The sequence below is a fragment of the Bacteriovorax sp. BAL6_X genome, from assembly GCF_000443995.1.
Lineage (GTDB): Bacteria > Bdellovibrionota > Bacteriovoracia > Bacteriovoracales > Bacteriovoracaceae > Halobacteriovorax_A.
In genome coordinates, this window is sequence record NZ_AUMC01000010.1 from 65034 (window position 1) to 85132 (window position 20099).

Annotated in this window: 23 protein-coding genes; 18 read left to right on the forward strand and 5 right to left on the reverse strand. The window is 36.0% G+C overall.

Annotation, left to right across the window (positions count from 1 at the left end; translation table 11 throughout):
* The first annotated feature begins 69 nt into the window (after positions 1 to 69).
* The 3 genes from groES (at position 70) to M902_RS10825 (ending at position 2691) form a co-directional block, all read left to right on the forward strand.
* Positions 70 to 357 (forward strand): co-chaperone GroES, encoded by a 288-nt coding sequence (gene groES, locus M902_RS10815; protein ID WP_021267794.1) that lies wholly within the window; start codon positions 70 to 72, stop codon positions 355 to 357.
* 28 nt (positions 358 to 385) lie between these two features.
* On the forward strand, positions 386 to 2026 hold the full coding sequence (gene groL, locus M902_RS10820; protein ID WP_021268326.1) for a chaperonin GroEL: 1641 nt from the start codon (positions 386 to 388) through the stop codon (positions 2024 to 2026).
* A gap of 257 nt (positions 2027 to 2283) precedes the next feature.
* Positions 2284 to 2691: a response regulator gene (locus M902_RS10825; RefSeq protein ID WP_021267991.1), complete on the forward strand. Its 408-nt coding sequence runs from the start codon at positions 2284 to 2286 to the stop codon at positions 2689 to 2691.
* 23 nt (positions 2692 to 2714) lie between these two features.
* On the opposite strand, the gene M902_RS10830 is transcribed toward M902_RS10825, so the two are convergent.
* The gene (locus M902_RS10830) at positions 2715 to 3107 is read right to left on the reverse strand and encodes a hypothetical protein (protein ID WP_021268597.1); all 393 of its coding nucleotides are present in this window, start codon (positions 3105 to 3107) and stop codon (positions 2715 to 2717) included.
* 141 nt (positions 3108 to 3248) lie between these two features.
* Here M902_RS10830 and lepB point away from each other — a divergent pair, with 141 nt between their 5' ends.
* The 11 genes from lepB (at position 3249) to M902_RS10885 (ending at position 13115) form a co-directional block, all read left to right on the forward strand.
* Positions 3249 to 4013: a signal peptidase I gene (lepB, locus tag M902_RS10835; RefSeq protein WP_021268276.1), complete on the forward strand. Its 765-nt coding sequence runs from the start codon at positions 3249 to 3251 to the stop codon at positions 4011 to 4013.
* Positions 4014 to 4660: 647 nt separating this feature from the next.
* The gene (locus M902_RS10840; protein WP_156979818.1) at positions 4661 to 5104 is read left to right on the forward strand and encodes a hypothetical protein; all 444 of its coding nucleotides are present in this window, start codon (positions 4661 to 4663) and stop codon (positions 5102 to 5104) included.
* Positions 5105 to 5121: 17 nt separating this feature from the next.
* On the forward strand, positions 5122 to 5517 hold the full coding sequence (locus tag M902_RS10845) for a hypothetical protein (RefSeq protein ID WP_021268546.1): 396 nt from the start codon (positions 5122 to 5124) through the stop codon (positions 5515 to 5517).
* The gene (locus tag M902_RS10850; protein WP_052607432.1) at positions 5495 to 6178 is read left to right on the forward strand and encodes a bifunctional 2-polyprenyl-6-hydroxyphenol methylase/3-demethylubiquinol 3-O-methyltransferase UbiG; all 684 of its coding nucleotides are present in this window, start codon (positions 5495 to 5497) and stop codon (positions 6176 to 6178) included. Before M902_RS10845 ends, M902_RS10850 begins: the two co-directional genes overlap by 23 nt.
* Positions 6179 to 6225: 47 nt before the next feature.
* A complete protein-coding gene (locus M902_RS10855) occupies positions 6226 to 6924 on the forward strand; it encodes a hypothetical protein (RefSeq protein ID WP_021268314.1) in 699 nt (232 codons plus the stop codon).
* Positions 6925 to 7046: 122 nt separating this feature from the next.
* The gene (locus M902_RS10860; protein ID WP_021268318.1) at positions 7047 to 8696 is read left to right on the forward strand and encodes an ABC transporter substrate-binding protein; all 1650 of its coding nucleotides are present in this window, start codon (positions 7047 to 7049) and stop codon (positions 8694 to 8696) included.
* An 80-nt stretch (positions 8697 to 8776) separates the two neighbouring features.
* Positions 8777 to 9736 (forward strand): ABC transporter permease subunit, encoded by a 960-nt coding sequence (locus M902_RS10865; RefSeq protein ID WP_232215055.1) that lies wholly within the window; start codon positions 8777 to 8779, stop codon positions 9734 to 9736.
* Positions 9733 to 10743, forward strand: coding sequence for an ABC transporter permease subunit (locus M902_RS10870; protein WP_021268081.1), 1011 nt, complete (start codon positions 9733 to 9735; stop codon positions 10741 to 10743). Before M902_RS10865 ends, M902_RS10870 begins: the two co-directional genes overlap by 4 nt.
* Before the next feature lie 10 nt (positions 10744 to 10753).
* Positions 10754 to 11539, forward strand: coding sequence for an ABC transporter substrate-binding protein (locus M902_RS10875; RefSeq protein WP_021267952.1), 786 nt, complete (start codon positions 10754 to 10756; stop codon positions 11537 to 11539).
* The gene (locus M902_RS10880) at positions 11536 to 12198 is read left to right on the forward strand and encodes an ATP-binding cassette domain-containing protein (RefSeq protein WP_021267881.1); all 663 of its coding nucleotides are present in this window, start codon (positions 11536 to 11538) and stop codon (positions 12196 to 12198) included. The genes M902_RS10875 and M902_RS10880 overlap by 4 nt, the downstream gene beginning before the upstream one ends.
* The gene (locus tag M902_RS10885; RefSeq protein WP_021268688.1) at positions 12195 to 13115 is read left to right on the forward strand and encodes an iron ABC transporter permease; all 921 of its coding nucleotides are present in this window, start codon (positions 12195 to 12197) and stop codon (positions 13113 to 13115) included. The genes M902_RS10880 and M902_RS10885 overlap by 4 nt, the downstream gene beginning before the upstream one ends.
* Before the next feature lie 2 nt (positions 13116 to 13117).
* Here the strand turns inward: M902_RS10885 and M902_RS10890 are convergent, their stop codons facing one another.
* The gene (locus tag M902_RS10890; protein ID WP_021268545.1) at positions 13118 to 14209 is read right to left on the reverse strand and encodes a S1C family serine protease; all 1092 of its coding nucleotides are present in this window, start codon (positions 14207 to 14209) and stop codon (positions 13118 to 13120) included.
* A gap of 114 nt (positions 14210 to 14323) precedes the next feature.
* Between M902_RS10890 and M902_RS10895 the strand changes: the two genes are divergently transcribed.
* A complete protein-coding gene (locus tag M902_RS10895; RefSeq protein ID WP_021268427.1) occupies positions 14324 to 15226 on the forward strand; it encodes a phosphatidylserine decarboxylase in 903 nt (300 codons plus the stop codon).
* Here M902_RS10895 and M902_RS10900 read toward each other — a convergent pair.
* Positions 15190 to 15969, reverse strand: coding sequence for an endonuclease/exonuclease/phosphatase family protein (locus M902_RS10900; protein WP_021268411.1), 780 nt, complete (start codon positions 15967 to 15969; stop codon positions 15190 to 15192). The genes M902_RS10895 and M902_RS10900 overlap by 37 nt on opposite strands.
* 114 nt (positions 15970 to 16083) lie before the next feature.
* Between M902_RS10900 and M902_RS10905 the strand changes: the two genes are divergently transcribed.
* Together M902_RS10905 and M902_RS10910 are read left to right on the forward strand one after the other, a co-directional pair.
* The gene (locus M902_RS10905; RefSeq protein WP_021268662.1) at positions 16084 to 16386 is read left to right on the forward strand and encodes a hypothetical protein; all 303 of its coding nucleotides are present in this window, start codon (positions 16084 to 16086) and stop codon (positions 16384 to 16386) included.
* Between the two features lie 9 nt (positions 16387 to 16395).
* Positions 16396 to 16890 carry a hypothetical protein gene (locus tag M902_RS10910; RefSeq protein ID WP_021268642.1) on the forward strand — a complete coding sequence of 165 codons (495 nt, stop codon included), beginning with the start codon at positions 16396 to 16398 and terminating at the stop codon, positions 16888 to 16890.
* A gap of 10 nt (positions 16891 to 16900) precedes the next feature.
* Here the strand turns inward: M902_RS10910 and M902_RS10915 are convergent, their stop codons facing one another.
* Positions 16901 to 17311, reverse strand: coding sequence for a hypothetical protein (locus tag M902_RS10915; RefSeq protein ID WP_040314710.1), 411 nt, complete (start codon positions 17309 to 17311; stop codon positions 16901 to 16903).
* 69 nt (positions 17312 to 17380) lie between these two features.
* On the opposite strand from M902_RS10915, the gene M902_RS10920 reads away from it, so the two are divergent.
* A complete protein-coding gene (locus M902_RS10920) occupies positions 17381 to 19093 on the forward strand; it encodes an ABC transporter ATP-binding protein (RefSeq protein ID WP_021267822.1) in 1713 nt (570 codons plus the stop codon).
* An 18-nt stretch (positions 19094 to 19111) separates the two neighbouring features.
* Here the strand turns inward: M902_RS10920 and M902_RS10925 are convergent, their stop codons facing one another.
* Positions 19112 to 20092: a glycosyltransferase gene (locus M902_RS10925; protein ID WP_021268219.1), complete on the reverse strand. Its 981-nt coding sequence runs from the start codon at positions 20090 to 20092 to the stop codon at positions 19112 to 19114.
* Positions 20093 to 20099 lie beyond the last annotated feature (7 nt).

Consider the following 20099-nt stretch of genomic DNA (forward strand, 5'->3'; position numbering starts at 1 on the left):
ATCCGTTCACTACCACCTTATGTATAAATAATAAGTATTAAATTAAAAATGTATTTAACTGGAGGATTTATGCAAGTTAAACCATTACAAGATAGAGTTTTAATCAAAAGAATTGAAAATGAAACAAAGACAGCTGGTGGAATTTATATTCCAGATAATAACTCAGAAAAGCCAAGTGAAGGTGAAGTAATTGCGGTTGGACCAGGGTATCGTCTAGATAATGGATCTGTTGCTGCACTGGCAGTGAAAGAAGGTGATAAGGTTCTTTTTGGTAAGTATGCCGGAAGCGAAGTTAAGCTTGATGGTGTTGAATACATTATTATGAAAGAATCAGATATTTTAGGAATTTTAGTTTAATCAATTGATTAATAGATAGGAGATAAAAATGGCAAAAGAATTAAAGTACTCAGAAGAAGCAAGAGGACTAATCTTAGAAGGTGTAAATCAACTAGCTAATGCTGTTAGAGTTACTCTAGGGCCTAAAGGTAGAAACGTAGTTATCCAAAAATCATTTGGTGCTCCACACATCACTAAAGATGGTGTTTCTGTTGCAAAAGAAATTGAATTAGAAAATAACTTTCAAAATATGGGCGCTCAAATGGTTAAAGAAGTGGCTCAAAAGACAAACGAAGATGCTGGTGACGGTACGACAACTGCAACAGTTCTTGCTCAAGCAATCTATACTGAAGGTGCTAAGCTTGTAACTGCTGGTCATAATCCAATGGATCTTAAAAGAGGGATTGATACTGCTGTAGAAAAAATCGTTTCTGAACTAAGAACTGTAGCAAAAGAGATTAAGACTAATGAAGAGATCGAGCAAGTTGGAACAATCTCAGCTAATAATGATAAAGAGATTGGAACTCTTCTTGCTGAAGCAATGGATAAAGTTGGAAAAGATGGTGTTATCACAATTGAAGAGTCTAAGACTGCCGAAACAACTCTAGATGTTGTTGAAGGGATGCAATTTGACCGCGGTTACCTTTCTCCATACTTTGTAACTAATTCAGAAAAAATGGAAGTTTCATTTGATAATGCAAATATCCTAATTACTGATAAGAAAGTTTCTAATATGAAGGAACTTCTTCCAATTCTTGAAAAAGCGGTTCAAACTTCAAGACCACTTCTTATCATTGCTGAAGATGTAGAAGGTGAGGCGATCACTACTCTTGTTGTTAACAAGCTAAGAGGAACATTAAATGTTGCAGCTGTTAAGGCTCCAGGTTTTGGTGATAGAAGAAAAGAAATGCTAAAAGATATTGCAGCACTAACTGGCGGTACGGTAATTTCTGAAGAGCTTGGAATGAGCCTTGAAACTGCTGCTCTTGAGCACCTAGGTTCGGCTAAGAAAATCTCTATTGATAAAGAAAATACAACGATTGTTGATGGTGCAGGTGATGAAGCTGCTGTAGAAGCACGTGTCTCTCAAATCAAAGCTCAAATTGCAGAAACGACTTCTGACTACGATAGAGAAAAACTACAAGAAAGACTGGCTAAGCTTTCTGGTGGTGTAGCTGTTGTAAATGTTGGAGCTCCAACTGAAACAGAAATGAAGGAAAAGAAAGATCGTGTTGAAGATGCACTAAACGCAACAAGAGCCGCTGTTGAAGAAGGTATTGTTGTTGGTGGTGGATCTGCTCTTGTAAAAGCAGCAAACGTTCTTAAAGAACTTAAAGCTAACCGTGAAGAAGAAATGCACGGAATTAAAATCGTTCAAAGAGCTGTAGAAGCGCCTCTTAGACAAATTGCAACTAACGCAGGACTTGAAGGTTCTGTTGTTGTTAACGAAGTTAAGAAGAACGAAGATGCAAAATACGGATTCAATGCTCGTGACGAAAGATACGAAGATCTAATTGCTGCGGGAATTATTGATCCTGTTAAGGTTACTCGTTCAGCTCTTCAAAATGCTGCTTCAGTTGCAGGTCTTATGCTGACAACTGAAACAATGATTGCTGATATTCCTAAGGAAGACGCTCCAGCGATGCCTCCAATGGGTGGCGGAATGGGTGGAATGCCTGGGATGATGTAGAAAACTATATCTAAAGAATTATTTTCAACAAGCCGGGTTCAAGCCCGGCTTTGTTGTTTCAGGGCCAATGGGAAAGTTAGCAACAGGCCGACTGATATTCAAAAGCCAACTCTTCAAGGCGTAAGTTTTATAAACTATCCTATTTTATGCTCTGAATTTTCAAAGCCTTACGCGACTTACCTTTAGTGAGTAAAGTAATTTAGTGGAATTCCGATATAATATTTATTACGAAAGAGTTCATTTGAAGGGGAAAGAACATGGAGTATTCAAGTATCAAGGCACTTGTTGTTGATGATCTCGATTATATTAGAAATTCAGTAATAAGCATTTTAAATGATATCGGTGTTGAAAATATTAATGAAGCAATTGATGGTGCTTCAGCTTTAAGGAAAGTTGTTGAGGCACATGAAAATGGCTCTCCTTATCAAATTGTTTTTTGTGATGTTCATATGCCGAACTCCGATGGCCTAGATTTTTTATTTCAATTAAGATCGGATAAGAGGTTGGCAGACCTACCTGTTGTTATGGTTAGCTCGGAGAATTCTGTTTCTATTATTAAAAGAACAATCGAATTGGGGGCGAATAATTATTTATTAAAGCCTTTTTCAGCGAATGTCTTAGAAGATAAAATGAAATCTGTTCTAAATATAGAAGCGGCCCTATAGGCCGCTTGTGATATGAGTAATTTCTACTGATCTTGTTTTCTTAGCTCATAGCTAATGTCACTAAAGTTGCGATTAACACAACTAACGAATGAGTAACTAACACCTCTTCCAATATTCATACAGTGACTAAGAAACATTCCTAGCTCACTTTCAATTCTTCTAAAATTACTGTTAACACAACTTTCAAATGAGAAGCTCAGGTCATCTCCAAAGTTATTGCAATATTGAAGAAAAAGATTGGGTAGCTCAAATTCGGCACGCCTAAAATTTGAGTTGATACAACTTGTGAATGAGTAGTTCACCTTGTCTCCGAAGTTTGAACAGTGTGATGGAAAATATCTTTCTTGTTCACTCGAGGCACTTACATTAAAAATAGTAAAAACTAAAAATACAATCGATACTAAAGCTGATTTCATAATTCCTCCCTAAAGTTCTATGAATAATATTATTTTATGCAGTTTTATGAAGGATGTGCAACCAAAGTGTCTAACGCAATTAGCCTTATACTTTTTAGGGACAACTCGTTATAATTTTTAAAGTTAATAAAGTGAGGAAATATGTTTAATAAAACGCAAGAAGTTGAGGAGCAGAAACCTGCTTTTCTATCAGGTCAATGGTTTAAAGATGAAGCATTATCATGGATTAAAATTATTTTAATCGTTTTTGGTTTTAGATCGACTTTTATTGACCACTACCATATCCCAACAGGATCATTACTTCCTACAAATGCGATTGGTGACTCGATTGTTGTAAATAAAATGTCTTATGGCCTTAAGGTTCCATTTACTGAGTTTTTTAACCCAATCTATATCGGTGGACAATCTCTCCCAGAACGCGGTGACATTGTTGTTTTCGAATATCCAATAAATCCCTCAATTCTTTTCGTAAAGAGAACAATTGGTCTACCTGGGGATACAATTGAAGTTTATGAAAATGAACTGTTCATTAATGGTAAGAAGATTGAGAAGACAGCTGTCGAAGGTGAAGAGGATAAAGAGCTAAGAAGTCTATATGATAAAGAACCTTCACTTAATCCTGAAGATATGAAGTTCTATTACCAAACAATTGGTGAGAAGAAGTTCACAGTAGGTGAGAATCCAACATTCTTTAGACATCTAAATCAAGAAAAGGTAACTGTTCCTGATGGACACGTTTTTGTAATGGGCGATAACAGAGATTATTCAAGTGATTCTCGTGTTTGGGGATTTGTCCCTATAAAGAATATTCGTGGTAAGGCATTCATGGTGTGGATGTCGATGGTGTACCCTTGGTCCGACAAGCCATTTCACTTTAGACCAAGTCGAATCGGTACATCTCTTTAAGTTTTCCTGACAATAAATTCACTATGGGGCCACAAAGGAAAGTACTCGGGTACTAGTTCCTTTTTGGTCCTATGCTAAGTGGTTGTTTTTGTAGGACCACTGATCTTTCTATAGTGCGGCCTGTGGGGCATTTTGCACACTTCAATTGTAAAGTTTTTGTAAGTTATTGAATCTATTATTTACCAGTTTTGGCACGATACCTGCTTATATATAAGTATCCAGAGGCCAGGGGGCCTCCCCAAGATTAGGACGATTTTGGGATTTAGCAATAGGACGTTGCTATGGAAACTGAGAGTTACACTTATGAATGTAAGGTCGCTTTCAGGAAAAAAATGGGCCTAGAGGACAGGGCAACAGAATTGTAAAAAGCAAGAAGCTTAATCAAAACCACCTCTAGGCCCCTTTTTAAAACATTGTTGTTTATTTAGAGTGTCCACGGAAGGACACGAAGAAAACATGGAAGTTTATAGATAAGCTTTGGAGACATCCCTCTCTCCCTATGATTTGACCCAAAGCTTATAGAGGCCGAGAGTAACGTGTGTGGTTTTAAGAAAGGAGTACTCTCGGCCTTTCTACATTCTAAGGAATTATTTTCCGCAGCCCTTTTCGCCTTTAACTAACGCTTGCAATGAACCGATGTGCTCATTGTGAGAAAATCAAACTATGTCATCTATTTACAATTTGAACGAGCTCTAGGAGAAGAATTTCTCTATATGTCTCGCGTGTTCTCGGAATTTGGAATGAAGCTTGTACCAATGAAGCTTGATGATTTTAAATCCATCAGAATGAAGGAACATCAATTTGTAATTTGTTGCGTTCGCGATATTCGAGCACTGATTAATTATCAAAAGTTATTAAAAAGATATATGAACTTCATGCTTAGGCAGGGAAGTATCACTTTATTTGAATATAGTTCATTTGCTATTACTCACGATGATGCCATCCTAAAAACCAAGAAGGTCTTTCAAGAAAGACTTCCTGTCAGTATGTTTCGTATGGCCGATCGTGCAGGACAAGAGATATTCAGTAAACTTGTGACAAATTCTTCTCGCTGGCCAGGTGGGAAGAGAGCAAAGCTACCTGAGTATTAAAAAGGAATTGAGAGAGAATGAGAATTTCAAAGGAAGTAAGTCGTTTACTTATTATTCTAAGGCAAGATGCGGCCAGACTTGCTGATAAAATCATTCACCGCGAAAGAGAGTATCTGCAGATCTTATCGATGAAGCGTACTCGCGAACATTTCAATGCAATTTTTAGATCAAATTTTAAAACCATAACGGTTGCACAACTTATGCTCTTATCTGAAGAGCTGATTGTTAATCTTGAAGATTTCTATAATACCGTGGATGACCTCCATTGGTATCTTGCGCATACAGAAGATATGCCCGCAACAATTGAAGATAAAGTCCATGCTATGGTAAAAATGGTGAAAAACAAGTATGAACAATTAAATCTTTATCTAAATGCGGAGCTTGAGACCCATGAAGAAAGCGCTATTGCTTAAACTCATCATTATATTATCTTGCCTATTTCGCGATGCCTTCGCACGTCAGAGTATTTCTGGTTCTCGCTATGAATTATTGACTGGCCAAAGGGTCCAAGAAAAAGCCTCAAATATGTGGGATAAGAAATTTGCCCAGCATGATTATATCTATGGAAAGTCCCCGGCTCACTTTCTAGCAAAAAATTATCAGCAGATTCCTAGAGGTGCGACTGTTCTAGATATTGGAATGGGTGAGGGGAGAAACGCTGTCTTCCTTGCTTCAAAAGGTTATAAAGTAACAGGTGTTGATATTAGCTCAGTTGCTATTGATAAGTCCCTAAGACTTGCAAGACAAGCAGGTGTTCGTATTAAGACAATTCACAAATCAGTTGATGATTTAAAAATTGCAAATAACTCACTAGATGCAATTATTTGCTTCTACTATGTTGATAGAGAAGTTTCTGAAAAGTTGAAGAAGTGGCTTAGACCTGGCGGAGTTATTATTTATGAAGGCTACACGACTGAGCACAAGAAGAAATACAAAGAGCAGAGCGTCGATTCATATTTTTTAAAACCTGCGGAGCTATTAAGCATGTTCAATGATTTCAAAATTCTTAAATATGAAGAGCCACGTCACAATGCCGAGCTTACTCAATCGATCATCGCTCAAAAGCCTGAATAAAAGGCATCTCTTTCCCGCAACTATCTAAAATAATTTAATATGGCACAATGGAAAGAGTGAAGTACTTCATCTTAGTAACTACATTCTTGAGTGGAATTGTTTGTTATGCAAATATTCTCGAATTCAATAAAGAGCTAGGTTATTTTTCTGGCAGGGTTTCACATATTGAAGGTAGTGCGAGACTTGTTCGCTTCAAGGTTGATTTTGATAATATCAAATATATTAATAAATTAGACGAAGTTGATTTATGGGGACTTCACCAAGAGTCCTCAAAATGTAAGGCCATCGTGATGGGTCGCACTAGTCATTACATATTACTGCGTATTCCAAGATATGATGATTGCAATCGCAAGTCCGCATTTTCAACGGGAAGATACTATAACTTTTATTCACAAGACCTCGTTAATAATGTTGCGATGGGTAATGAATTAATAGAAATACTTGCTAAGAAGAAATTGGCACTTGAGTCAAAAATTAGTCGTAATAAACAAGATATTACGACGTACACGCAAAGAGTCGAAACTATCAATGCACGATACGATCTGTTGCGTCAAAAGCTTGAAAAAGAGTGGCGTGATGAGTTGCGTCGACTTGAAGATGACCATCAGCAGCTTGTTCGTAACACTGAAGGCATTCAAACTCGTTTAAATGAAGTTGATTATAAATTACAGCAATATCGCATTGAGTCTAAGAATCTTAAAGAGGACCGATGGTCTTTGGATCCAAGGAATTACATCACAAAATAATTATCTCTTTTGTAAATAATTTTAGCATCTAGACAGACGAACGCGTACATCCTAATGTGCATTCTAGCCATTTGGTGTAAAATTTTATATTGTGACTCGCTAAATATAAAAAGGATAAGTTTATGAAAAAAGGAATCTTTTTACTTCTTTTAAGTACACTTCTATTGTCTGTAGTAGGGTGTAATAAAAGCGGTGGAGCTAAAAAATCAAACAACACTTTTTACTACAATCTAAGTGGTACACCTACAACTCTGAACCCGTTATCATCAACTGATGCATACTCATCTAATGTTCATGGTTATGTACTTGAAGGTCTTCTAACTAAAGACATTGAAACAAATGAGTGGCAACCTGCTCTTGCTGAATCATGGTCAATTGAAAATGATGGTTATGATTTTGTTTTCAAAATTAGAGAAGGTGTTAAGTGGCATGATGGAAAGCCTCTTACTGTAGAAGATGTAAAATTTTCTTTTGATGCGGTAACTCATCCAGAAAATAAGTATAAGACAGCTCACATGAAGTCTTACTTCGCTAACTTTAAAGAAGCGATCATTGAAGGTCCAAGAACAATTCGTTTTAAGGCCAGTAAAAAATACTTTGGTAACTTAATGTCAATTGCTAGTGGTGGATACCTTGCAATCGTTCCAAAGCACATCTATGAAAACCCAACTGAAGAGCAAGAAAAAGAACTTAACAAGACTTTAGTTGGTACTGGTCCTTATATCTTTAAAGAGCTTAGAAGAGGTAAAGGTATCTCTCTAGTTCAAAATAAAGATTGGTGGGGATATAAAACTGATCTTTATAAGAATGATTACTCATACGGTGAAATCTTCATGAGATTTATCAATGAATCTTCTGTTGCTATTCAAAGACTTGAAAAAGGTGACTTAGACTTCAATGCTCTTTCACCTGAAGAGTATGAGCAAAAAACAAATGGCCCAAGATGGGGTAAAGATGTTTTAAAAGTTAAAACAGAAAATAAGTCAGTAAAAGGTTACGGATTTGTAGGTTGGAACTTTAAGAGCCCAATCTTTAAATCAAAAGAAGTTCGTAAAGCAATGAACTACCTAATGAACCGTGAAGAGATGAATAAGAAGTTCCGTTTTGGATACTCTGTTCTAGCAACTGGTCCACTATACGTTCAATCTGAATATGCAAATAAAGACGTTAAAGCGATTCCTTTTAATGTTGAAGAAGCAATTAAAATTCTAAAGAATGATGGTTGGAAAGACTCAGACGGTGACGCTGTTCTTGATAAAATGATTGATGGAAAGAAGACTAAACTTGCTTTCACAATCTTAAACCCTTCAAAAACTTTTTCTAAATACCTAACTATGTATCAACAAGATGCAAAGAAAGCTGGTGTTGCTATTGAAGTTAAGTACATTGAGTGGAACTCATTCATTAAAGCACTTGATGAAAGAAACTTTGATGCTGTTACTCTTGCATGGTCTGGTGGATCACTAGATTGGGATCCAAAGCAAATCTGGCACTCAGATTCAGCTGCTAATAACGGATCTAACTTTATTTCTTATTCAAATAAAGAAGTTGATAAGCTAATCGACCAGGCGCAACTTACTCTTGATAAAGAGGCAAGAAAGACAATGCTTAAAAAAGTATACAAGCTAATTGCTGAAGACTACCCATATATTTTCCTATTTAATGATCGTTACACTTTCTACGGACATACTAAGCGTATGCAAAAAGAGAAAGATACTTTTACTTACGGCGTTGGATACGGAAGTAAGTGGTCGATTAAACCAGCTAAGTAAGTAGGAGAGACGACTTGTTTAATTATATCCTAAGAAGATTAATGATTATGGTCCCGACGTTGCTCGGGGTCAGTATCCTTATGTTTGTTATGGTTAACCTAGCACCAGGTTCGCCAATTGAACAAAAGCTTCAGCAAATGAGATTTGGTGGAGTTGGTCAAACAACAACTGATACAAGCTCTAACAATGGCGCAGTATCTCAAGAAGTAGTTGAGGCACTTAAGAAACAATATGGTTTTGATAAACCACTTCATGTTCGTTATGTGATTTGGCTAAAGAATCTTGCAACACTTGATTTTGGAGAGTCATTTACATATGAAGAACCAGTAATTGATGTTGTTATGAGTAAACTACCAGTATCAATTCAATTTGGTTTAGTGTCCTTTATAATGTCCTATCTAATATGTATCCCTCTCGGGGTCATTAAGGCCGTTAAGGCAGGAACCAAATTTGATGCAGCATCATCGTTTATTCTATCTGCGCTTTATTCAATTCCACCGTTTATGTTAGGTATCTTACTTCTTGTTTACTTTGCTGGTGGGACATTTGTGGATTGGTTTCCGATTGGTGACCTTGTTTCAGATTATTACGATGACCTTGGTTTCTTTGGAAAGATCTCTGATAGAGTTTGGCACTTTGTTCTTCCGCTTATTGCGTATATGGTCGGGCAGTTTACAGTTCTTACTCTTCTTATGAGAAACTCTATGCTAGATGTAATCTCGCAAGATTATGTTCGTACTGCTAGAGCAAAAGGTTTATCAGATAAGATGGTTTACTATAAGCACGCTTTAAGAAATGCCTTAATTCCAATTGTAACTGGATTTGGACACTTCTTATCTCTATTCTTTGCAGGATCTCTTCTTATTGAAAGGATCTTTAACCTAGATGGGATTGGTCTACTTGGTTACCAATCACTACTAGAAAGAGATTATAACGTAATTATGGGACTGTTCTTTATTCAAACTGTCCTAATGTTCTTAGGTAACTTAATCAGTGATATTCTTTACACTGTTGTTGATCCAAGGATTGATTTCTCATGATTGAAAGATTTATTGAAAACGAACTTACACTTAAAAGATGGAGACGCTTTAAAAAGAGAAAATCTGCTGTTGTTGCAGTAGTTCTTCTTTTTGCTTCTGTACTTTTAACTTTATCGGCACCATTAATTGCTAATAGCAAGCCGATTTATATGACTTACCAAGGAAAGTCTTACTTTCCAGTATTCAAGGACTACCACCCTAAAGAGTTTGGTATTACTAATGTTTACGTTACTAATTATCGAACTCTAGAAATGGATAGTGTTGTTTGGCCTTTAGTTCAATGGGATCCATTTGAATCTAATAGAGACGTATATGAGTATCCTGCACCTCCTAGTGATGAAAATATCATGGGGACAGATGATAGAGGGCGTGATGTATTCACTCGTCTTCTTTATGGATATAAGTATTCGATTGCTTACGCATTTCTAGTATGGCTACTGTCGACTATAATGGGAGTTTTCTTTGGTGGTATCATGGGATACTTTGGTGGGAAAGTGGACTTCTTCGGCCAGCGTGTTGTTGAAATCTTTAGTACTGTACCAGTATTCTTATTACTACTTACGATGATTTCTATCTTTAAGCCGACTTTAACGCTTTTAATTTTCATCTCTTCTATCTTTGGATGGATGGGTGTTAGTTATTACGCTCGTGGTGAGTTCTTAAAAAATAGAAAACAAGAATTCGTAGAAGCTGCTCGAGGTATGGGAGCATCAACTTCTCGTATTATCATTAAGCATATTCTTCCAAACTCTCTTGGTCCGATTATTACATTCGCACCATTCTCTATTGCAGCTGGGATCTCTGGTCTTGCTTCTCTAGATTATCTTGGGTTTGGTCTTGCAGTTCCAACACCTTCTTGGGGAGAGCTTTTAAATCAAGCTCACCAGAACTTTAGAATTGCATGGTGGCTTGCTGTTTATCCATCAGCAGCACTATTTTCTAGTTTATTCTTACTCGTTCTTGTAGGGGATGGGGTAAGAGATGCACTTGATCCAAAAATGAAATAATGAGGTTGGCGTGAGAATATTCATCTTAATATTCTCCGCCATTCTTTTCTTAAATTCTCACGCAAAAAATTATCGAATTCTATCTACACTACCTAGCTTTACTGAATCAATGTTCTACCTTGATGCTGGTGGCTTGCTTGTTGGTGTTTCTAATTACTGTAATTATCCAGAAGATGCAAAGAAGCTTCCTCGCTATGGTTCTTCATTTGAAATTAACCTCGAAAAAGTAGTAAGTGATAAAGTCACTTCTGTTCTCTTGGCGGAGGTTCAGGGGGGACGAGTCAAAAAGAACCTCGAAAAGCTTGGTGTTGATGTCATCACGACTCCTTATAAGAGACTAGGTGATGCAGTTGAAATGCTTAAGATTTTCAATAAGAAGTTTAAGCTCAATAAAGATCAGAAGATTGAAAACTTCTCTAATAACTTAGATGCTCTTTTAAAACCTATTTCAAAAGGAAAAAGGGTTTTAATGATCATTGATGAAAAATTCAAAGATGGTAAATTACATGAAGTCAGGGCGATTGGTGTCGACAATTATTATCATGAGATATTAACAAAATTAGGTGCTAAGAATATTGTAACGGAATCGGGTTATCCGATAAGAAGTCTTGAAAGTTTACTGACTTCAAAATTTGATTTAATTCTTCGAATCTCTGATCGAAAAGTAAAATCAGAAGAAGATTGGAAGAATTCCTTTTTTAAAGATAAAATTTATCTATACGAAAAAGATTATGCAGTTGTTCTAGGGCCTAGAACATTGTTACTTGTAAAGGATTTTAGGGAGATTTTGAAGTGATTCATTGTGAAAATTTATCAATTCAAAATAGGTTATCTGTTAAAGAATTCTCGTTTGAATCTGGTCACTGTGGTGTTATTGGTCCAAATGGTGCGGGGAAATCGAGCTTTCTCAAGGCCGTTGCAAATCTTGTCGATTTTCAAGGAAAGTGCTTTGTCGAAGGTGATGTTGCATATTGTGGTGATTGTTCTTCTATTCAAAGTGATATGGCCGCCCAGGAAGTTTTAAACTATGCACGTGGTAGTAAGGCACAAGACTTAGATTATCTTAAAAAGTTAGTTTCACATTTTAACTTTGAATGTCTTTTGTCGAGAAAGGTGTCAACACTTAGTGGTGGAGAGAAACAAAGACTTAATCTTATTAGCGCCTTTTACTATGACTGTGAATTAACATTATTAGATGAACCAACGAATTTCTTAGATCCAATTTATGTAGAGAGCTTAAGTCATTTTCTTCAAGACTATAAGAAAAGTTGTTTCGTTGTTTCTCATGACTTTAACTTTATTATCAATATATGTAGCCGACTTGTGGCATTTGAGAATTTAAAATTAAGTTTTGATTCGACTATCGATGAGGCATTTGAATATAAGGTGTTTGATAAGATATTTCATAAGAAGTTTAATTACCATGTCATGGATAATAAGAGGTATATTCTGTGAAGAAGACAATGCTCTTATACCTAGTCGTTATTATTGCTGTAGCTCTGACACCATTTATAGGTCGTGAGGGATTAATTAATTTAGATGTACAGGGCCTTTATATTTTAGAAAACTTAAGGCTTCCACGTGTTTATTTGGCCTTTCTCGTTGGTGGAATACTTTCTGTTATTGGCAGTACGACTCAGGTGATTTTTAGAAATCCACTTGCAACGCCATATACGCTGGGATTCTCAAGTGTGGCGGCCCTTGGACTTGCTATTGCTGAATTAGGGTTTAACTCTTTCTCCTTAGGAGCCTATGTTGCTCTTTCATCAATTTTTCTACTTATCTTATTATTTCTTTATCTTAATAAGTTCTCTTCTCAAAGAGTTCTACTTTTTGGTGTATGTCTTTCTATCTTCTCATCTAGCGCCATTGTCTTTGTTCAAAGTATGCTTGGTAATGAAAGTATTGCGAGATTAATTCGTTGGATGATGGGAAGTCTTTCTATCGTAGGATTTGAGGGACTATTTTATACGGCCCCTATATACATTCTAGGGCTAATCTTCTTTATCATACATAAAAGAAGCTTAACTCTCATTTCTATTGGGGAAGACTTTGCTCAAACGAGAGGAGTTCCAACTCGTAAGATCAATGCTACATTAATTCTTATCTCGAATATTCTAATCGCCGTAGTTGTTTGGCAATGTGGACCAATTGGTTTTGTGGGTTTAATTATTCCACATATTATAAGAAGACTTGTTAGTGCTAATTACGAGAGAAGTTTAATACCTACCTTTATTTTAGGTGGTGGCTTCTTAGTGTTTTGTGACTTTATTTCAAGAATTGTTTTGGAGAATAGCATTGTACCGATTGGAGCGATTACAGCATGTATTGGAGCACCAGTGTTGGCACTCCAACTATTTAGAAAGCAATAAAATTAATTTCTGTTAATTTCTTCTAGTTTTACGATGGCCTTTTTAAGAGCTGTTCCTCTACGATAGAGAACTTCGACCTTATCCCCAACTTTGTACTCATATAGGGTATTGAAAATATCATCAAAGTCATTAATCTCTTTTCCATCAATCTTTAGTATGACATCACCAAGAATAATACTTCTGGTACGAGGATCTTGGACTAGACCTTTTAGGCCTGCTTTTTCAGATGGGCCACCTGGGCGAACACTTTGAATAGGAAGTCCTTTTTCAACGTCAATACCATAAAAATAAGAAAGCTCTCTTTTTTCTGCAATAGCAATTCCAAGACCTGGTCTTTTTACCATTCCATACTTAATAATTTGTGGAACTACTTTACTGACAATATTGATAGGGATAGCGAAACCGACACCTGCTGATGACCCCGAGTTTGAAAAAATCATTGTATTGACACCGATTACTTTTCCAGAAGAGTCAAATAATGGTCCTCCTGAGTTTCCAGGGTTTATTGAAGAGTCTGTTTGGAGCATCCCTCGAATTTCAACTCCTCCAATACCTTGAACTCCACGATTCTTTGCTGAGATAATTCCTGTTGTGACCGTCGCATCTAGTCCAAATGGTGAACCAATGGCAATGGCCTTTTGACCAACTCTGACTTTATCAGAATCTCCTCTGTTAAGAGGTTTAATATCTCTTGGGACTTCGATTAACTTTAGAACGGCAATATCCTTTGCCGGCTCTGTTCCAACTAACTTGGCCTTATACTCTTTCTTATTATTGTTAAACCTTATAAGAAAGTTTTCTCCACCCTCAACGACGTGATAATTTGTAATGATATGGCCCTTGTCATCCCAGACCCAACCAGATCCTTCTCCTTTGACAACTTGCTTATTTGTCATTGAAAAGAAAAATCCTCTTCTGGTTCTCATGCGACCAAGAGTTGAAATATTTACGACTGAGTTCACCGAGCGATCAAATACTGAAATCGTATTTCGTTCACTCTCTAAAACAGCTTTATTTTCATCAAACAAAGCATTTGAATTAAAGGATGTTAATAGAATAAGAATTAAAAAGAATGGCCTAAATTTGCTTTTCATAATATTCCTCATTATCTCTTTTTGACGCTCATCTCATTATACATATATAATCATAGTATAAAAAATTTTGTAACACAGAAATGTAAAATTTCTGTAAGAATTCTGAGGTCACTCGTGGATATTAATTATTTTAATCGTTATACAAATCAAATGGAAGTGGAGAAAGTTTACGGAGATTCCGCAATCAACTTCTTGTATGGAAATCCGCTTGGAAAGCTGATATCTGGTGCAATTACTTCATCAATCGTCTCTTGTATGTATGGCGAAATTCAAAATATGAATTTTACTAAAAATAAGATTCCAAAATTTGTTAAAGATTACCAGATCAATATGGATGAGTTTTTACCAACTGAAGGGCGCTCTAAGGATGATCCCTATGGAAGCTTTAATGAATTTTTTATACGTAGATTTAAAGATGGAAAGAGGCCATTTCTTGATGAAGCTGATTCGATGTCGGCTTTTGCTGAAGCTAGATATTTTGGATACGAGTCAATTACTAACCAAGTAAAGATTCCAGTTAAAGGTAAATTCTTAAATTCAACTGAATTACTACAAAATGCAAAGTGGGAGAGAATTTTTGAAGATGGGCCACTTTTACTCGCAAGATTATGCCCTGTCGATTATCACAGATTTCACTATCCTCTTGATGGAGAAGTTATTGATTATTACAAGATTGGTGGTGGATACCACTCTGTCAATCCACTTGCTCTTCGTAAAAAGAATGATATTTTCAGTACGAATATTCGCGAAGTGACAGTAATGGAAACGAAAGAGTTTGGTAAAATTGCTTACGTAGAAGTTGGGGCAACAATGGTAGGCCGTATTGTTCAATCAAGTGAGTTAGCAACATTTTCAAGAGGTGATGAAAAAGGTTACTTCTTATTTGGTGGCTCAACAGTTATTGTTATTGGCGAAAAGGGGAAGTGGACGCCTACTTCAGATATTTTGAATAATACTAAAAATGGTATTGAAACTTATATTCATTTGGCCGATAAAGTAGCACAAACTGGAAAGTGATCTGATGGATAAACTCCGTCAGAACTTTCTTTGTGAAGATGTATCTGCTCACATTTTAATAAGTCTTTTGAGTGAAGAATCCAGTCGATACGAGAACCACCTTCGCGGAAGCCATTAAAGCTATGGTGACTTTCACACTCTTCGTGTCCCAAATCAATCCATGGGTCAGTTAGATTTAGCTTACTTTCATTTAATTCTTTTCTAACTCTTTCAAATGGAGATTCATTAAAGTCACCCGTTAAAATAAGTGGGTAATCAGCTCTTACTTTTTCTACTTCATTAATAAGTACTTTTATTTGTTCTTGGCGCGTACTTGACTCGAGATGATCTAAATGTGCGTTAACAAAGAAGTAATGCTTTCCATTTTCTTTTGCCTTTAAAATTGCCCATGTGCATAGTCTTGGAAAGGCACTTCCAAATGATTTTGATGCTGCAATATAAGGAGTTTCAGAAAGCCAAATATCTCCAGAGTTAATTAGTTCAAATATTTCTGGGCGATAATATAGAGAAGGATACATTCGATCTTCAATCCATTCTCGATTTGTATCAATGATCTCTAGTCCATCTAGAAGTTCTTGAAAGTCTCTAAGCTGAGGCTCCCAGCCTTCTTGAGTTCCAACAACAGCAGGTCGATAGTTGTTTAGTGCATTTGCAAGAATGACACGTCTTCCATCCCATGAGTGAACTCCATCGGCCGGATTATTAAAGCGAATATTTGAAGAAATTACAGTGAAATTAAACATATTCCATTAATGAAAACATATTTTTCATCAATAGAAAAATAGAAAACTCCAGAATCGACACAAGTGGTTAAAAAATGACTTCTTAATTAAAAACATGCCTGTTAAGGAGGTTTTATGGTTCAACAAGAACAATTAGTTAAAGAAGTTAGAAAGCGTTTCCCAAAGCATACGTATAAGCAACTAGCTGCGATTTTTGAGATGCAAACAACACGTTTGTTTAGATTGATGAATGGTGCAGAAATGAAAACAAGTGAGTACTTTAAAATCAAAGAGAAAATGGAAAATAACTCTTCGGAATTGAGCTTATTAATCAAATTTTTAGAAAAACATTCATTTAGTTTAAGTCGTAATGATTGCAATGAAATTGTAAGTAATTTAGAAGAAAAGTTTTTTATCAGAAAGTTAGCAGGGTTATAGGGAGAAGATATGTCACGTTTATTAATGGTTGAAAGAGCGATACTGGAAGTTTGTGGAAAATCTCAGAAGACAATATTTCAAATATCTAATGAGACAGGAATGGATCTTTCTTTAGTTGGAAGTCTTTGTATTCGTTTAAATAAAAAAGGTATTCTACAGAGACAAAGTAGTACTTATTCAATCAATAAGGATGCAAATAGTTTGTTAATTGCGAATACCCCTGAGAATATAAAGAAAGAGGTTAACGAAGTATCAAAATCAATGGTCGCTAACTACTTTAATCAAAAAAATGATCGTTCCTTAAAATTGCAAAAGGTATATGTTAACAAAACAGAAGAGTTAATTCTTAAATCAATGCTTGATCAATTAAATAGTTTTGTTGAAGAACTTCAGAAGAGTCACAAAAAGAGTTCGCATAATATTGTAAAGAAACAGAAAGTTATTATGTGGGGGCATGGAAATTATAGTGATTTGATCAATAGCTCTCTTGCTTTAGCAAAGTAAGTCAAGCTAGCTAACCAACATACCCAAACTCGTTAAGCATTTTGGCGACAAGTTCCTTCAATTGATATTTTAAAATTTTATTTTCGGGAGACAGTGTAGAGCATTCGATATAGCCAATCATTGTTTTAAAATCTGTCTCTCTTTCATTTTCTTTCAGCCATAAATCAAATGTGAGTATGGCCTCAATCCAAGCACGAACTGAGTATTGAGTTTTATCGATTAGGCTAAATAAGAGTTCACCATTCTCTTTTTGACTAGGAGAAGATTTTAGATGCTTTTGTAGGTAACTAAAGATTATTTTCAATTCTTCTTCTGAGTGAATATTCTCCAATAGTAGACTTAGCCTTGCATCTGAGAGGAAGGCCACCGTGTATTGTGCTCTGAGTCTTCTAAAATACTTTTCAATCATAATACCTAACATGGTGTGCAAACTAGTTATTTTGTTCTAAACTAGCAAAGTTAATTATATCTAATTTAGCAAGGGTTTTTCATGATTGAAACTATTAAAAATATATGGCCATTGATCCATCGCCATCGTGCCAGAGTTATCGGAAGTATGATTTTCGGTATTGGTATGGCACTTATTAAAGGTGGTCAGATGGCACTTATCAATCCACTTTTTACAAAGGGTCTTTCTCCAGAGTCGACGCTCGAAGAAATTCTAGGGATTGTAGGCCTTGCTTGTCTACTTGCTCTTATTAACTTACCAGTACGATTCTTTCATTTTTACTGGATGCAATTTGCGATGAACGATGCAGTTTGTGAAATTAGAACTAAGATATATTCAAAGATTCAAGATATTCCAATTTCTTTTTATACAACAACAAAACAAGGTGATGTTATTTCAACGATCTTAAATGATACGATGATTTACTCTCAAGGTATTAGTGGCCTTCTTACTTTAATTAGGGAGCCAATCACATTAATTGTTTTATTAGGATATGCATTCTACTTAGATTGGCAGCTTACTCTCGTTACATTTGCGCTTCTTCCAATTATGCTTTTAATTTTTGGATTCTTTGGAAAAAGAGTTAAGGCACACCAAGCAGATGTACAATCTAGACTTTCAGATATGACTCATGTTATTGGCGAAGGTGTTGGAGGACAAAAAATTATAAAGGCCTTCAACCTTCAGGATTATACAAGAAACTTTTTCAAGTCTTATCAAAATGATTTCTTTCGTTTTCAAATGAAAGCAGAAGTCATGAGGCAGCTTTCACATCCCCTTGTTGAGTTTATGACAACATTAATTCTTTCTTCAGTTATTGTTTTTGCTCAAGTGAAAATCACTGGTAATGCGATGACAACAGGGGAATTTATTACTTTTATTGCTATCATGGCGATGATTCAAGATCCGATTAGAAAAACGAATGAAGCGAATCTTAAGATTAGCCAGGCCCAAGCAGCAGAAAAGCGTATCTTCAAATTTTTAAAGGTAGATAATGAAGAGGATGGGGGAATAAAAGAGCACACTGAGTTAAGTGATAAAATTTCATTTAAGAACTTAGACTTTTCTTATGGTGATCATCAGGTAATAAACGATTTAAGTTTTGATATTAATAAAGGAGAGAAGGTTGCGCTAGTTGGTCTTTCTGGTTCTGGGAAATCAACACTAATTAATGTTCTTCTTGGCCTATACCCAGTTAAAAAGGGAAGTTATAAGATTGATGGTGCAGACTCTAGTGAGTTCACTTTAAAGTCTCTACGTCACTATTTCGGCCTTGTATCACAAGATATCTTTCTATTTAACACAACGGTAAGAGAAAACTTAACTCTTGGTAAGGAAGTTAGTGAAGCGCAAATCCAAGAAGCATTGAAAGTTGCTCATGCGACAGATTATATAAATGAGCTTCCAAGTGGACTTGAAACGGTTATTGGAGATCGTGGCTTAAGACTTTCTGGAGGACAGGCCCAACGTCTGACAATTGCTCGTGCATACCTACAAAATAATGATGTCTTCTTATTCGATGAAGCAACTTCTGCTCTTGATAATGAATCAGAAAAGGTTGTGCAGCAGTCTCTTAATGAGCTTGCTAAAAATAAAACAGTTGTAGCAGTAGCGCACAGGCTTTCAACGATTCAAAATTATGACAAAATCATTGTTTTAAAAGATGGAAGAATGATTGAACAAGGTCGCCATGAGGAATTAATGACTCTTGGTGGTGAGTATAAGAAATTATATGAGTTAAGTGTAAAATCTTAGAAAATACTAAAGGCTACCTTAGAAAGGTAGCCTTTTTCCTGCTCTAAATGGGTGAATCCACTCAGGCTCTACATCATTAAGTTTTTTTCCTGACATAACAATTTCATACTTTTCAATAAAGTCAGAAGTGAATCTTTCCATTGAGAAGTTTTTGATTGCATAGTTTCGAATAAAGTCACGATCATAGACATCCTTTGTTGTATTAAAGTATTCAATGATCTCTTCGTGAGAGTAGAATGTACGGCCTGTGCCAGGGGCAATTAAATCAGGTAGTGAACCAAAGCTTGAGCCAAAGACAGGTAGCCCTTGAGTCATCGCTTCGATGATAGCAAGACCGAAAGGCTCATGCCAACGAACAGCAAAGAGAAGGGCATCACACTGTCGCATATAATCTAACTTCTCTTGGCCACCAACCATGCCATGGTTGTGAATTAAAGGGTGCCAACCAAAGAACTTAGAACCACCACCACAAATGTGGAGGTGCTTGTTTGTTTGTCTTGCAATCTTTACTGATTGTTGAAGGTTCTTTACTCGCCAAGAAGCCTTTGCAAGAAAGAGTAGGCTTTTGATTTCAGAAATCTTACTTTCTTTATAAACGGCCGGATATTCATTCATATCAAGGCAGTTGTTTACATAGCTTGTTGAGCCGTGGTGGCGGGCATGAGATTTTGAAACAAATACTGTATTTAAATCAAATTTTTCACCTGGAAAGCCATTCCCTCCGATATTAATAACGTAAGGAATATCAAGTTCAACTTTTATATTATCGAAACCATGAATAACATCGATATTGTCTGGTACGAATTTTTGCCATTCCTCAATCTTTTCACATGCAATATGATTAATTCCATATTCTGCTACTTGGCTTTGTTCTGGGCCAATAAAGGTAACTTGGTGACCAAATTTAATTAATTCTTTCATGTGCCAAAAGACAAGTCTTTCAACACCACCATAAGTTTTTACTGGTAATACCTTGTGGTATGGAATACATACGTGCATTTTTCTA

Excerpts from the sequence above, each read along its gene's own strand:
- groL (WP_021268326.1), top strand. The coding sequence starts at position 386 with ATGGCAAAAGAATTAAAGTACTCAGAAGAAGCAAGAGGACTAATCTTA.
- M902_RS10925 (WP_021268219.1), bottom strand. The coding sequence starts at position 20,092 with ATGCACGTATGTATTCCATACCACAAGGTATTACCAGTAAAAACTTAT.
- M902_RS10825 (WP_021267991.1), top strand. The coding sequence starts at position 2,284 with ATGGAGTATTCAAGTATCAAGGCACTTGTTGTTGATGATCTCGATTAT.
- M902_RS10890 (WP_021268545.1), bottom strand. The coding sequence starts at position 14,209 with ATGAAAAGCAAATTTAGGCCATTCTTTTTAATTCTTATTCTATTAACA.
- lepB (WP_021268276.1), top strand. The coding sequence starts at position 3,249 with ATGTTTAATAAAACGCAAGAAGTTGAGGAGCAGAAACCTGCTTTTCTA.
- M902_RS10870 (WP_021268081.1), top strand. The coding sequence starts at position 9,733 with ATGATTGAAAGATTTATTGAAAACGAACTTACACTTAAAAGATGGAGA.
- M902_RS10865 (WP_232215055.1), top strand. The coding sequence starts at position 8,777 with ATGTTTGTTATGGTTAACCTAGCACCAGGTTCGCCAATTGAACAAAAG.
- groES (WP_021267794.1), top strand. The coding sequence starts at position 70 with ATGCAAGTTAAACCATTACAAGATAGAGTTTTAATCAAAAGAATTGAA.
- M902_RS10845 (WP_021268546.1), top strand. The coding sequence starts at position 5,122 with ATGAGAATTTCAAAGGAAGTAAGTCGTTTACTTATTATTCTAAGGCAA.
- M902_RS10915 (WP_040314710.1), bottom strand. The coding sequence starts at position 17,311 with ATGTTAGGTATTATGATTGAAAAGTATTTTAGAAGACTCAGAGCACAA.
- M902_RS10850 (WP_052607432.1), top strand. The coding sequence starts at position 5,495 with ATGAAGAAAGCGCTATTGCTTAAACTCATCATTATATTATCTTGCCTA.
- M902_RS10905 (WP_021268662.1), top strand. The coding sequence starts at position 16,084 with ATGGTTCAACAAGAACAATTAGTTAAAGAAGTTAGAAAGCGTTTCCCA.
- M902_RS10860 (WP_021268318.1), top strand. The coding sequence starts at position 7,047 with ATGAAAAAAGGAATCTTTTTACTTCTTTTAAGTACACTTCTATTGTCT.
- M902_RS10910 (WP_021268642.1), top strand. The coding sequence starts at position 16,396 with ATGTCACGTTTATTAATGGTTGAAAGAGCGATACTGGAAGTTTGTGGA.
- M902_RS10900 (WP_021268411.1), bottom strand. The coding sequence starts at position 15,969 with ATGTTTAATTTCACTGTAATTTCTTCAAATATTCGCTTTAATAATCCG.
- M902_RS10830 (WP_021268597.1), bottom strand. The coding sequence starts at position 3,107 with ATGAAATCAGCTTTAGTATCGATTGTATTTTTAGTTTTTACTATTTTT.
- M902_RS10920 (WP_021267822.1), top strand. The coding sequence starts at position 17,381 with ATGATTGAAACTATTAAAAATATATGGCCATTGATCCATCGCCATCGT.
- M902_RS10855 (WP_021268314.1), top strand. The coding sequence starts at position 6,226 with ATGGAAAGAGTGAAGTACTTCATCTTAGTAACTACATTCTTGAGTGGA.